The organism is Burkholderia sp. AU15512, from assembly GCF_002223325.1.
Classification (GTDB): Bacteria; Pseudomonadota; Gammaproteobacteria; order Burkholderiales; family Burkholderiaceae; genus Burkholderia.
Map to the genome: position 1 here is coordinate 122466 of NZ_NKEX01000001.1, position 12993 is coordinate 135458.

Sequence of the window (12993 nt, forward strand, 5' to 3'; positions counted from 1 at the left end):
GCGGGCGATGAGCTTTCTGAAACGAATCCTGGGCGGCCACGGCGGTGGCCATGGCGGCGGGCACGGCAACAACAGCGGTTACGGTAGCGGGCATCACGGCGGGCAGCGCCGGGACGGGCACGACGGCCACGATGCGCGCGGCCGCGATCGCCACGGCTGGGGCTGGCAGGCGCCGGCCGACAGTCGAAGCGGGCAGGCCGGCGGCAACGTGCCGCTGAGCCAGCTTGCCTGTGCGGGCTGCGGCGCACTCAACGCGGCGGATGCGCGCTTCTGCGCGCAGTGTGGTGCCGCGCAACGCGGCAAGTCCTGCAGCCGGTGCCACTCGGCGCTGGCGGACGACGCGCGGTTCTGCCCCGGGTGCGGGACGCAGGCTGCGTAAGCCGGTTGATCCGCGCATTCGCGCCGGCGGCGTGTGAACGCCAGCCGGCGCGCTTCGTTTCAGGGCCGCCGCGCACGCCTTCCGATCAGCGCAGCGGCAGGTAGATCTCGGTGCGCAGGTCGGCCGGCGCGGCATCCATCGGCGTATTGAGGTACAGCTCGAACGGCGGCGCGTCGGCGGCTTCACGGCCCGAGTGGCGCAGCCAGTCGCCGTAGAGCCACTGGTAGGCCGTCTTCAGGTCTGCATACGGCCCCGTATGCAGCAGCACCGCATATTCGCCGCCTGCGACCGTCGCACGCTCCACCGGCGGCGCGGGTTCGATGTCAGGCGCGCCGTCGGCCGGCATGAAGCACGCTTTCGCGCGCAACTGCGCTTCGGGCGTCGTGTCCGGATCGTCGTAAAAAATCCCGATCATCTTCGCGCCCGGGCCGATCAGCCCGCGCGGACCGGCCCACGCACCGATCCGGGCGAACGCGTCGCCGACCTTCAAGTACGACCCGGTGTGCGCCACGGCATAGCCGTGTAATTCCGGCAGCCGCCGGATCTCGACTTCATGCTTGAACATGTCTTCCTCTCCACGCTGTAACGGATAGATGGGCCGGTGGCTGCCCGTGCGACGGTGCAGCACGGGCGGCACGCCGTATGCGTCGCGAAACGCCCGCGCGAACGCGTGCGTCGAACCGTAGCCCGCGCGCCGCGCGATTTCGTCGATCGGCCGCGCCGTGCACACGAGATCCTCGGATGCGCGCACGATCCGCATCCGCCGCACCGTCAGCACGATCGACTCGCCATACAGCGCGCGATAGACACGCTGCCAGTGATACGGCGACAGGCACGCGACTTCGGCGAGCCGGTTCAGGTCGAGCGGGCCGTCGAGGTGTGCGCGGATGTACTCGTGCACGCGCGCCACGCTCGCTGCGTAGCGAAGCCAGGCGGGCGGGTCGGGGCGCGTTTCGATGGTCATCGGCGTGTCCGGGCAGGAACCGACGTCACGGTAGCACGGCCGGATTTGATAAATCTTGCGGAAATGCGTAGGAAGCCGACGAGTCGCGCCCTTTTTATTTGGACGAAATGGGGTCTTGCCCCTCCCAGATCTATGACTAAAGTTAAAGACGGTGAAATCGGGTGATCGCGTCATTTTTCTCGGGTAAGTTGCTCTGTCGGGGCAGCACGTTTTTCGAAGTACGCAGGTAGTTCGTCGATGTTCAATCGCAACACCACGTTTTCGGGAGAAGAAGAAATGGATGCTTCCAGCTTCATCACGTCGCTGCAGACCACGCTAGGGGGGTATCTGCCAAAGATCGCCGGCGCGATCGGCATCCTGGTGATCGGCTGGCTGATCGCCGTCGTGGTGCGGGCCGGCGCGATGCGCCTGCTGAGCGCGCTGAAGGTCGATCAGCGGATCAACGAAAGCACCGGCCAGGGCGCCTGCGTCGAGCGCATCATCGCGGGCGGCCTGTTCTGGCTCGTGCTGCTCGTCACCGCGGTGGGCATCTTCAACGTGCTCAACCTGTACGCGGTCTCCAACCCGTTCTCGCTGCTCGTCACGCATATCGTCAACTACCTGCCGAACCTGATCGGCGGCGCGGCGCTGACGCTGATCGCGTGGCTCATCGCGTCGCTGCTGCGCAGCCTCGCGAACCGCGCGCTGAAGGCGAGCAAGATCGACGACAAGCTGTCCGAAGGCGCCGGCATGCAGCCGATGACCGGCTATCTCGGCGACGTGCTGTTCTGGCTCGTGATCCTGATGTTCCTGCCGGCGATCCTCGCGTCGTTCGCGCTGTCGGGGCTGCTGTCGCCGGTGCAGGGGATGGTCGACAAGCTGCTCGCGATCGTGCCGAACATTTTCGCGGCCGCGGTGATCGGCATCGTCGGCTGGATCGTCGCGCGCGTGCTGCGCGGCCTCGTGACGAACCTGCTCGTCGCCGCCGGCGCCGACCGCCTCACGCAGCGTCTCGACAGCCCGACGCCGGTGCGCGTGTCGAGCCTGGTCGGCACGATCGTCTATGTGTTCGTGTTCGTGCCGACGCTGATCTCCGCGCTCGACGCGCTGAAGATCGACGCGATCTCGGTGCCGGCCACCAACATGCTGAACCAGTTCCTCGGCGCGGTGCCGGACATCGTCGCGGCGATCGTGATCGTGCTCGTGACGTTCTACTTCGCGCGCTTCGTCGCGTCGCTCGCGCAGAAGCTGCTGGAAGCCGCGGGCGCCGACGGGCTGCCGGCCGTGCTCGGCGTCGAGCGCGTGTTTTCGGGGATCCTGCAGCCGTCGGTGCTGGTCGCGCGGCTGATCGTGTTCTTCGCGATGCTGTTCGCGTCGGTCGAAGCCGCGAACCGGCTCGGCTTCTCGCAGGTGCGCGACGTCGTCACGCTGTTCATCGAATTCGGCGGCCACGTGCTGATGGGCGGCGTGATCCTCGTGATCGGCGTGTGGCTCGCGGGCCTCGCACGCCGCGTGATCGAGCAGGCCGACCGCGAGCACAGCGTGCTGTTCGCGCGCATCGCGCAATTCGCGATCCTGGGCCTCGTGTTCGCGATGGGGCTGCGTGCGATGGGCATCGCGAACGAGATCGTCCAGCTTGCCTTTGGCCTCGTGCTCGGCGCGATCGCGGTGGCGGTGGCGCTGTCGTTCGGCCTCGGCGGCCGCGAAGCGGCCGGCAAGCTGCTCGACCGCTGGTTCAACCAGCGCGGCGGCGGCCAGTAACGCCACCGTCGCGCCTCCGTCCGGCCGCGCTGCATGGCCGGACGGCGTTGCGGCCGCGTATGTATCCGGTCGGGCGGGAACGCCACGCGACAGCGTCCGCTCGGGCGGCGCCGCCAGCGCCCGGCTGTCGGCGTTCGGCGAAGGCTGCCGCTGTGCCGTCTGCGGCGTGTCGGCTTCGTCACGCGTTCCGTGTCGGCATTTCCGCAAGCGAAATGTCAGCCGCGATCTTTGCCGAATTTCGATAACACGTCGTTTAATGACTCTCTAGCATCGTTTCTCAGTCGCGCAGGCCGGCAGGCACGGCGCCTTTGAGGAGAGAGTCCGATGAAAGCAGAGTCGAATGGCCGGCCCGCCGCCGGCGCCAAGTCGTCCGGCCAGCCCGCGCTGCAGCAGACGCTCGGGACCTGGCAACTGTGGGGCATCGCGGTCGGCCTCGTGATTTCCGGCGAGTACTTCGGCTGGAGCTACGGCTGGGCGAGCGCCGGCACGCTGGGCTTCGTCGTCACCGCGTTGTTCGTCGCGGCGATGTACACCACCTTCATTTTCAGTTTCACCGAGCTGACGACGTCGATCCCGCATGCGGGCGGCCCGTTCGCGTATGCGCGCCGGGCGTTCGGCCCGACCGGCGGCTATCTCGCCGGTGCGGCGACACTCGTCGAGTTCGTGTTTGCACCGCCCGCGATCGCACTCGCGATCGGCGCGTACCTGCACGTGCAGTTCCCCGGCCTCGAGCCCAAGCATGCGGCAATGGGCGCGTATCTCGTGTTCATGGCGCTGAACATCGTCGGCGTGCAGATCGCGGCGACCTTCGAGCTGGTCGTCACGCTGCTCGCGATCTTCGAGCTGCTGGTGTTCATGGGCGTCGTGTCGCCGGGCTTCGCGTGGAGCAACTTCATGAAGGGCGGCTGGTCGGGCGCCGATCATTTCAGCGTGGGCGCGTTCCACGGGATGTTCGCCGCGATCCCGTTCGCGATCTGGTTCTTCCTCGCGATCGAGGGCGTCGCGATGGCCGCCGAGGAAGCGAAGAACCCGAAGCGCTCGATCCCGATCGCGTACGTGGCCGGGATCCTGACCCTCGTTGCACTCGCGATCGGCGTGATGGTGTTCGCCGGCGGCGCAGGCGACTGGACCAAGCTCGCGAACATCAACGATCCGCTGCCGCAGGCCATGAAGTACATCGTCGGCGCGAACAGCGGCTGGATGCACATGCTCGTGTGGCTCGGGCTGTTCGGGCTGGTCGCGTCGTTCCACGGGATCATCCTCGGCTATTCGCGGCAGATCTTCGCGCTGGCCCGCGAAGGCTACCTGCCCGAATGGCTCGGGAAGGTGCATCCGCGCTTCAAGACGCCCCATCGCGCGATTCTCGCGGGCGGCGTGGTGGGCATCGCGGCGATCTACAGCGACGAGCTGATCCAGTTCGGCGGGCAGACGCTGACCGCGAATATCGTGACGATGTCGGTATTCGGTGCGATCGTGATGTATATCGTGAGCATGGCGTCGCTGTTCAAGCTGCGCCGCTCGCAGCCGAACATGGCGCGGCCGTTCCGCGCGCCGCTGTACCCGATCTTCCCGGCGTTCGCGATCCTGGCCGCGCTCGTCTGTCTCGGCACGATGATTTACTTCAACGGGCTGGTCGCGCTGGTGTTCCTCGGCTTCCTCGCGTTCGGCTACGCGTACTTCCTCGCGACGCGTTCGCAGCGTGCGAGTGCGCCGGGCGACGTGCTGCTGGAGGAGTGAGCAGGGTGAACGTGAAAGGCCGTTCCTGACGGCATCCGGCGCGCCCCGTCGAACGGGCGCGCCGTCGGCTTTTGGCAAGGAGATTCGCAGATGTCCTATACGGAGACGATCGGTTCGCGCACGTACCGTTTCGCGGACCTGAAGACGCTGCTCGCGAAGGCGAGCCCGCTGCGTTCCGGCGACCAGCTCGCCGGTGTCGCGGCGGCGAGCGAGGAGGAGCGCGTCGCCGCGAAGATCGCGCTCGCGGGCGTGCCGCTGAAGGCGTTCCTGAACGAAGCGGTGATCCCGTATGAAGACGACGAGGTCACGCGCCTCATCGTCGACGATCACGATGCGGCGGCCTTCGCGGAAATCTCGCACCTCACCGTCGGCGAGTTCCGCAACTGGCTGCTGTCGCCGGCGGCCGACGGCGCGGCGCTCGAACGGATCGCGCCGGGGCTCACGCCCGAGATGGTCGCGGCCGTGTCGAAGCTGATGCGCAACCAGGACCTGATCGCGGCGGCGCGGAAGCGCCGCGTCGTCACGCGCTTTCGCAACACGGTCGGGCTGCCGGGCCGGATGTCGGTGCGGCTGCAGCCGAACCACCCGACCGACGACGTGAAGGGCATCGCCGCGTCGATGCTCGACGGGCTGATGTACGGCTGCGGCGACGCGATGATCGGCATCAACCCGGCCACCGACAGCCTCGCGGCGATCGTGAAGCTGCTCGCGATGATCGACGGCTTCCGCGAACGCTACGGCGTGCCGACTCAGTCGTGCGTGCTCACCCACGTGACCAACACGATCGCGGCGGTCGAGAAGGGCGCGCCGGTCGACCTCGTGTTCCAGTCGATCGCGGGCACCGAGAAGGCGAACGCGAGCTTCGGCATCTCGCTCGCGCTGCTCGGCGAGGCGCGCGAGGCCGCGTTGTCGCTCAAGCGCGGCACCGTCGGCAACAACCTGATGTACTTCGAGACGGGGCAAGGCAGTGCGCTGTCGGCGAACGCGCATTTCGGCGTCGACCAGCAGACCTGCGAAGTGCGCGCGTATGCGGTGGCGCGCAAGTTCGACCCGTTCCTCGTGAACACGGTGGTCGGCTTCATCGGGCCGGAATACCTGTACGACGGCAAGCAGATCATCCGTGCGGGGCTCGAGGATCACTTCTGCGGGAAGCTGCTCGGCGTGCCGATGGGCTGCGACATCTGCTACACGAACCACGCGGAAGCCGACTCGGACGACATGGATACGCTGCTGACGCTGCTCGGTGCGGCCGGCATCAACTTCATCATGGGAATTCCGGGCGCGGACGACGTGATGCTGAACTACCAGAGCACGTCGTTCCACGACCAGCTGTACGTGCGCGAGGTGCTGGGCCTGCGCCGCGCACCGGAATTCGAGGAGTGGCTGGAGACGATGGAGATCGCCGACGCGCACGGCGCGTTGCGCGCGGCGACGTCGCGCGTGCCGCTGCTCGCGGGCGCGAACGACTGGATGGGGATTTCGGCATGAGCGACGCCGTCGAAAAGAACCCGTGGGCGCAGCTGAAGTCGTTCACCAACGCGCGGATCGCGCTCGGCCGCGCGGGCAACAGCCTGCCGACCGCGCCGCTGCTCGCGTTCAACCTGTCGCATGCGCAGGCGCGCGACGCGGTGCACCAGCCGCTCGACGTCGACGCGCTGCGGCGCGAGCTCGACGCGGCCGGCTTCGCGACGCTCGGCGTGCAGAGTGCCGCGCCCGATCGCCAGCATTACCTGCGCCGGCCCGACCTCGGCCGCAAGCTGTCGGATGAAGGGCGCGCGCTGCTGGCGGCGCACGGCGACGCGGTGAGCGGCGACGGGCCCGACGTCGTGTTCGTGGTCGGCGACGGGCTGTCGGCGTTCGCCGCCGCGAAGCAGGCGCTGCCGTTGCTGCAGGCGGTGCGGCCGCGGCTCGATGCGGATGGCTGGCGGATCGGCCCGGTGGTGGTCGCGACGCAGGCGCGCGTCGCGCTCGGCGACGAGATCGGCGAATTGCTGCGCGCGAAGGTCGTCGCGATGCTGATCGGCGAACGGCCGGGGCTCAGCTCGCCGGATAGCCTAGGCGTGTACCTGACGTGGGCGCCGAAGGTCGGCTGCCACGATGCATTGCGCAACTGCATCTCGAACGTGCGGCCCGAAGGGCTGCCGTACGCGGGGGCCGCGCACAAGCTGCATTACCTGATGACGCACGCGCGCCGGCTCGGGCTGACGGGCGTCGGGCTGAAGGACGACAGTGATGCGTTGCTGCCGCAGGCTGATGCCGAGCGGATCGGGGCCGCTTGAATAGCCACTCGCATCGAAAGTCCATAAACACCCGCAGCTTCTGCGACAACTACCTGCTCGGCGCAACACGTCGATTGCTTGCCGCACGCGGGACGGGGGGAGCGATGCACGTGCCGCGCATCTTCATTGCTGCGCTCCGTCTCGGTCAGTCCATCGAACAGGTTTTGCACGCCTGGCAAACCACCACCTCGATCGTTGGTACGGCTTCCGGGCTCCTCGGCCCTGAAAGCGCGCGATTACTGGCGCATTTGTCGCCGGTCGGCGCGCTTGAAAATTCGCATTGCGAATTTCGAATTCGTCTGATTGATTCATCTTTCTCATTCGCGCAAATTTCGTGTGGCGCGACCATCACCGATTTGGCGAGAAGGAGACCCGATGAGTGACCAGTCGAACGTACCGCCCCATCTTTCCTTCACCAGCAGCTCACTTGCTGCACGCGTGACCAAGGCCAGCAGCACCATCCGGTTGATGCCAAGGCGAAAGCGACTGTTGGATTGACGCACGATTCAATCGGATGGGTTGATTCGGTTGGCCTCATTTCATTTGTTGCGGATTTTCCGCAATGGTTTGTCCATGGATAGCGGCCGCGTTTCGATGTGATATGGCTGGCGCCCGATATAACGAGGATAAGAATGGCGGAATTCGATCGCGTGACAAATTATTTGACGGGGCGGCAATCCGCGCATCTGACGCTGATGCGGCGCAAGTCGAAGCGCGATCCGGAGACGGGCGAGCTGCCTCCCATGCCCACGGTGTCGGTCGTATCGTGGGTCGTGCGCGAGGCGATCTGCGAGCCGTACAGCGTCAAGGCGGTAGTTGCCGCACCGATTGCGATTTCGAGAAAGACGGTGCTCGGGCAACTCGCGAAATTCTCGGTTCGACCCGAGGACGGACGCGCCAAGCGCGAATTTGCCGGCTTCGTGACGCAGTTCGACTCCGTATCGGAATCTCGTGATGGTTACACCTACCGTATTGTGATGCGCCAGCATCTGGCCGTCATGGATGGCCCGAGCAATTGCGCCACGTACCAGGGAATGGCCTCGTGGGAAATCATCAAGGAGATTTTGGCGCGTTACGACCTCCGCTTCTGGATACAGGTCGAATTCAATCTGCGCCGCGAGCATCCCAGGCACCCATTCCGCTTCCAGTACAACATGGGCGACTGGGACTACATCAAGCTCGAGATGGAGCAAGCGGGCCTGTATTGCTACACAAGGACCGGCGAGCACGGCGACGTGCTGGTGATCGCGGACGACGTTGACGGCTATATGCGCCCCGCAATACCTGTACTGGATCGTCCTACTGCCGGGCTGGCGACCTTCGAGGAATCGATTTTTTCCTTCAAGGTCCGCTCGCGCGTCGTGCCGGAATCCTATGTGGTCGCCGACTACAACCCTGAGCACGCGTGGGAGCGCTTCCGTGCCGAGGACCGCGCCGTATCGGACGACGAAACCATGGTCGGCAAGCCGTACGTCTGGGGCACGCATCACGAGGACGCCAAAGGGGCCAAACGCGAGGCGCAGTTGCGGCATGAAGCGGCACGCGCCAGCCAGATTCGTTACTCGGTGGAGTCGACCGTGCTGGCGATCCGGCCTGGCAGCATCGTGCAGTCTGACCGGGCGCTCGAGGATGCCGGCGCGGCAATGCTCGTGACAGCGGTCGTGCATCGCGGCGCGCGGAACGCGAGCTACGTGAACAGCTTCACGGCGATTCCGGCCGATCGCCCGTACCGGCGGGAAATTGACGAGCGTCGGTGGCCGAAAATTCCCGGCACGCTAGGCGCGACCATTACGTCGCCTGACAAGTACAGATTCGCCTACCTGACCGACAAAGGCGAGTACGTTGCGCGGTTTCACTGCGACTTCGGCAACTGGCCCAAGGGCGGGGAAAGCGTTCCGTTACGGCTCGCCAAGCCGTTCGCCGGCAGGAACCATACGGGCATGCACATGCCCGCGTTGGACGGCGACGAAGCACTGATCGGCTTTCGCGAAGGCAATCCGAACAAGCCCTTTATTGCGGCTTTTATCCACAATAGCGAGCGCCCCGACCTGATTAATTCGTCACGACGGCGCATGTCGCGTAACGAGATCCGAACGCAATCCGGCAACACGTTCTGGATGGACGATTGGGACAATCAGGAAGGCATCGAACTCGGTACGGAGCACTCCGGCCGCTCGCAACTCCATCTCGGCCATATGGTGGACCGCGCACTGAACCAGCGAGGCGCGGGTGCCGAACTGCGGACTTCAGGGCATGCGGTTGCGCGAGGCGGCGCAGGTGTGATGGTGACGGCCTACGACCGGCCGGGCGGCGCGGGCAAGCAGCTTGATATGGCCGAGACGATCGCGCAACTCAAGGAAATGTTGGCGCTAGCCGAATCGCTGGCGAAGTCGGCCGAGGCGTCGAAGGCATCGCCTGCGGATACCCAGGCGCAACAGGCGATCAGCGACGGGCTGAACGAATTGAAAAGGCCGGGTGCGGTCGTGACTGCACCGGGACCGGTTGGCGTGGTCTCGGGCGACGGCGTGCAACTTGCCGCCGCTGGTTCGATCATCGGGACCGCGAAGAAAGGAGTCCACTTCAGCGCGCTCAAGAGGATCACCGCCTCAGCGGGCGGTCTGTTGTCACTGTTCGCGCGGAAGGGCATGAGCCTGGTCGCGTCGGCCGGCGAGGTCATTGTGCAGGCCCAGCGAGGCCGCATGCAGCTTGCGGCGCAGGAAGACATGACGGTCGAAACGGTCAATGGCGTTTTGCACGTGAAGTCGCCGAAGGAAATCCTGCTCAGCGTCGGCGGCTCGTATATCCGCGTGAATCCGGAAGGGATCGAGATGGGCTCGCGCGGCCGTGTGCATTTCAGGACAAGTGGCTTGAAGAAGACCGGGCCGGCTCAACTGGACCTGAGCGGCGCGGCGTTCGCGCCGGCTTTCGTGCCGTTCAAGACGGAGTGTGAGGTCTGGCGTACCAACCCGAATTTTGTACAAGCGCCGGCCTTGGCCGCTGAGCCAGATCCGGCTCAGTGGGAATCGTTGGGTAACACAGGCGCCGTAGCGCAGGCATCTTCGCCAGACAGTGCGGGAAATGTCGCTCCTTCACCGTTTAGTGATTTTCTGTCTAGGATGTTTGATCGTGGTCCCTTGCATGTAAATGACCCGGATAACGCACCCAAAAACCAGACAAATCAAACTCCTGAGTTGATCAAGCTTGAAAGCCCAGCTCCATGTGACTGGAAACTAGCAAGTCTGTTAAGCGAGCGCTCAGATCAAACAGAAACTGGTCAATATTTAGGGGTATTGCAAAATCGCGCACCATGGACGGACGCGAGTGGTAAGCAATATACGGCTGGCGGGGTGCGATCTTCAAAATTCGAATTGAAGTACATAGAGAGCGAAAAGACACTTGTATGTACAGTTCGCGTGAGATTGGTCCCGGTAGACATATATCCCGTCGATTCGTCCGGGAATTTCGATAAAGCTGCCAAAGTAAAGTCAATCCCCTACAGCTACGATCTTCATCGCTCAATGGAGATTGGCGACGTTCTGAACGGTCAAAAGATGGACTACCGAGAAAGAGTGGGGGAAGGATATAGCCTCGAGCACGTTATGCGGAAAATAGAAGCAGTATTCAATCGAGGTGATCATAAGTTGATACTGGATGGATGCGCGAAAGGCGGGGCGTGTGGATGTCGCGTTAAAGTGATATTCAAGACTGATATTCGGATTTCAATAAAAAACAAGCCTATTGTCGATTTTAATGAGCATGTTCTGCTTCATTTATTCCCGTACGTCAGTCGTGCAGACACGTCGGCTTGGGGGGAGCATTTGAGGTACACGACCGAGAGCGGGAAAATGGTAGATGTCCCGGAAAACAACTATGAGGCTCATGAACATGGTCATTACTTTAACTTTCCTGACGAGTATTACGATCAGGGTGGTTTCGTTCATATCTCGTACATCAAGGATAGGGAGATAGACTTTGGAAAATTGGATGCAATGATCGGAAAGATGGTTTGGCAGGGAGATTCAAAGAAGAACCTTATGGGTTTCGGTGCTGTGCAGGCGCATCAGTCCAATTCGATTACTGCATTCAGTGAACCATATTATCTCGAATATGCAAGGCGTCATTTTTCTGATGTGACAGGTAAGGTATGGAGAATCGGCTATGCGGTGTAAATCTATGAGTATTGGTATATGGATGGCTCTGCTTTCGGTAATGCTCGGTGTTTATGTGGGGAAAGTTGCTGCTAATGAATTGGAGGTGAGTGTGATGAGTTTTGGAATTACTACAAATGGAGGTGGTGATTACGGCAACAATGAAATCTCTGTTTCGGAAGATGGGTGGCTGCGTGTCGCGGTAGGCGATACAGTGTCAAACGAGAAAATTTCTGGCATTGGTTTGTATGAGACCAGACTTGATAAGGAGAGTTCTAGTGTGGTTGCTGAAATAAAGCATCTTTTATGTGCGAGTGATGCGTCGACGCCGGATGAGAGATATAATGAGCTATTTAATGCGAAATGTGAAATCGATGGGAAAATCGTTGAGCGAAGCTCAAATCTTGGAGGTCTTGGCAGAGATCGCGCAAAAAAGGTGATGCAAGGTTTTGAGAAATTAAAAAAATTTGGCCTCGATAATGGGCGGGCAATCGTAAAGCTTGATGCATCAGTTCAATCAATTGTTCGTAATGAAAAAGGGATATTGGTCACCGTTAGATTTTCAAATAATGGGCAGTATCCAATTTCCTTTGAAATTCCGGAGAAGTGGGGGAGTGGACGTAATCGAGAAATTCTTGGGGTAAATGGTTCGCTTGTAACATCTGATGATGTCACTATTGGATTTGCGCTTGCGGGACGCTCATTGTTGAATAAGGAAAATTTCCCGAATGAAAGGGTTGCAATTGCTCCGTTTAATTCGGTTGATTTGACGGTGAAGGGCGATAGCGATGATAAGTTCCCTGTGGGCGTCTATGAAGTTAATGCTGTTGTTCACGCAAATATAAAAGTCGATGGAATTAAAAACAATTTGAATTACGTCGATTTTCATTCGGACTACAAAAATCCGGCCCGGGTCACCTTTGACCGTGACTATCCATCGACGCCTCTGGAGCGCGAGCAGTGGGAATCCACGCATCGCGTCAGCATGTCGTACAAGCCGGTGAAGCCGGGTGAAACATTTGTTGAAGATGGTCTGTATCGAGCAGTACGTCTGAATGCCGGTGGCAGTTACCGCAGCTTGCAGGTGATGCCATTCAAGGCCGGCGACATCGCTACGACCGACAGCGTGAAGATGCCGATGGAGTCCGGAGACGGCGTCCATCTCGATGGGCCGGTGCAATGGGTATGGGAAGGCAGCGCCCCGACCCCCACGAAGCCATTCTCGTCCGCCTACGTCGAGGGCACGGAGCAGTTCAGCTTGCCCGGCGCGGCGTGTCCGCGTGGCGGCCGATGGGTGGCGCGCGTGCGCGCGAATGCGGACTACTCGACGCCGGAATATCGCTATGACCTGTCCCGCATCGTGACGATGCGGCGTGGCCAGCCGATGCCGTCGATTTCGAACGATGTCGGCAACGCTCAATGGGAATGGGTGGGTGTCTGAAATGCGAGAACGTGCGCTGATCTATCAGCATGACCGGACGACGGCGGACGGCGTCGTGCTTGACGGCCTCGATGACGTTGAACTCGACGATCGCAAGTTGAGCCACGTGGGCGCGAGGGTCCAATGTCCTGCGTGCAACACCATTGGCCGGATCGAGCCGGTCGGTGAGCGCTCGGACCATGAACTGAGCGACAAACAGCCCGCGCTCGAAGACGACCTTTGCCGGTGCGCGTGTCATCCGTCGCCGCGGCTGATTGCATCGCAGCGCCACTCGCTGATCGAAGCGTGACGCGATATTCTCGGAG

Annotated in this window: 10 protein-coding genes; 9 read left to right on the top strand and 1 reads right to left on the bottom strand. The window is 62.4% G+C overall.

Going from position 1 to position 12993, the window contains the following annotated elements; translation table 11 throughout:
- Positions 1-7 precede the first annotated feature (7 nt).
- Positions 8-379, top strand: coding sequence for a zinc ribbon domain-containing protein (locus CFB43_RS00590; protein WP_089493834.1), 372 nt, complete (start codon positions 8-10; stop codon positions 377-379).
- An 85-nt stretch (positions 380-464) separates the two neighbouring features.
- On the opposite strand, the gene CFB43_RS00595 is transcribed toward CFB43_RS00590, so the two are convergent.
- Positions 465-1343 (bottom strand): AraC family transcriptional regulator, encoded by an 879-nt coding sequence (locus tag CFB43_RS00595; protein WP_089493835.1) that lies wholly within the window; start codon positions 1341-1343, stop codon positions 465-467.
- A 276-nt stretch (positions 1344-1619) separates the two neighbouring features.
- Between CFB43_RS00595 and CFB43_RS00600 the strand changes: the two genes are divergently transcribed.
- The 8 genes from CFB43_RS00600 to CFB43_RS00630 all read left to right on the top strand — a co-directional run bounded on the left by CFB43_RS00600 (position 1620) and on the right by CFB43_RS00630 (position 12977).
- Positions 1620-3083, top strand: a complete 1464-nt coding sequence (locus tag CFB43_RS00600; RefSeq protein WP_089471893.1) for a mechanosensitive ion channel — start codon at positions 1620-1622, stop codon at positions 3081-3083.
- A 324-nt stretch (positions 3084-3407) separates the two neighbouring features.
- Positions 3408-4820: an ethanolamine permease gene (eat, locus tag CFB43_RS00605; protein ID WP_039351387.1), complete on the top strand. Its 1413-nt coding sequence runs from the start codon at positions 3408-3410 to the stop codon at positions 4818-4820.
- 90 nt (positions 4821-4910) lie between these two features.
- On the top strand, positions 4911-6308 hold the full coding sequence (locus CFB43_RS00610) for an ethanolamine ammonia-lyase subunit EutB (RefSeq protein WP_089493836.1): 1398 nt from the start codon (positions 4911-4913) through the stop codon (positions 6306-6308).
- Positions 6305-7099 carry an ethanolamine ammonia-lyase subunit EutC gene (eutC, locus tag CFB43_RS00615; RefSeq protein WP_089493837.1) on the top strand — a complete coding sequence of 265 codons (795 nt, stop codon included), beginning with the start codon at positions 6305-6307 and terminating at the stop codon, positions 7097-7099. Before CFB43_RS00610 ends, eutC begins: the two co-directional genes overlap by 4 nt.
- A complete protein-coding gene (locus tag CFB43_RS37490) occupies positions 7096-7482 on the top strand; it encodes a hypothetical protein (RefSeq protein ID WP_144023026.1) in 387 nt (128 codons plus the stop codon). The genes eutC and CFB43_RS37490 overlap by 4 nt, the downstream gene beginning before the upstream one ends.
- 249 nt (positions 7483-7731) lie before the next feature.
- The gene (locus CFB43_RS00620; RefSeq protein WP_089493838.1) at positions 7732-11268 is read left to right on the top strand and encodes a type VI secretion system Vgr family protein; all 3537 of its coding nucleotides are present in this window, start codon (positions 7732-7734) and stop codon (positions 11266-11268) included.
- A gap of 22 nt (positions 11269-11290) precedes the next feature.
- Positions 11291-12688 (top strand): hypothetical protein, encoded by a 1398-nt coding sequence (locus tag CFB43_RS37495; RefSeq protein WP_144023027.1) that lies wholly within the window; start codon positions 11291-11293, stop codon positions 12686-12688.
- Positions 12651-12977, top strand: coding sequence for a PAAR domain-containing protein (locus tag CFB43_RS00630; RefSeq protein ID WP_256989892.1), 327 nt, complete (start codon positions 12651-12653; stop codon positions 12975-12977). Before CFB43_RS37495 ends, CFB43_RS00630 begins: the two co-directional genes overlap by 38 nt.
- Positions 12978-12993 lie beyond the last annotated feature (16 nt).

Coding starts and splice junctions, on each gene's coding strand:
- CFB43_RS00590 (WP_089493834.1), top strand. CDS start 8: ATGAGCTTTCTGAAACGAATCCTGGGCGGCCACGGCGGTGGCCATGGC.
- CFB43_RS00595 (WP_089493835.1), bottom strand. CDS start 1,343: ATGACCATCGAAACGCGCCCCGACCCGCCCGCCTGGCTTCGCTACGCA.
- eutC (WP_089493837.1), top strand. CDS start 6,305: ATGAGCGACGCCGTCGAAAAGAACCCGTGGGCGCAGCTGAAGTCGTTC.
- CFB43_RS37495 (WP_144023027.1), top strand. CDS start 11,291: ATGGCTCTGCTTTCGGTAATGCTCGGTGTTTATGTGGGGAAAGTTGCT.
- CFB43_RS00630 (WP_256989892.1), top strand. CDS start 12,651: ATGTCGGCAACGCTCAATGGGAATGGGTGGGTGTCTGAAATGCGAGAA.
- CFB43_RS00600 (WP_089471893.1), top strand. CDS start 1,620: ATGGATGCTTCCAGCTTCATCACGTCGCTGCAGACCACGCTAGGGGGG.
- eat (WP_039351387.1), top strand. CDS start 3,408: ATGAAAGCAGAGTCGAATGGCCGGCCCGCCGCCGGCGCCAAGTCGTCC.
- CFB43_RS00620 (WP_089493838.1), top strand. CDS start 7,732: ATGGCGGAATTCGATCGCGTGACAAATTATTTGACGGGGCGGCAATCC.
- CFB43_RS00610 (WP_089493836.1), top strand. CDS start 4,911: ATGTCCTATACGGAGACGATCGGTTCGCGCACGTACCGTTTCGCGGAC.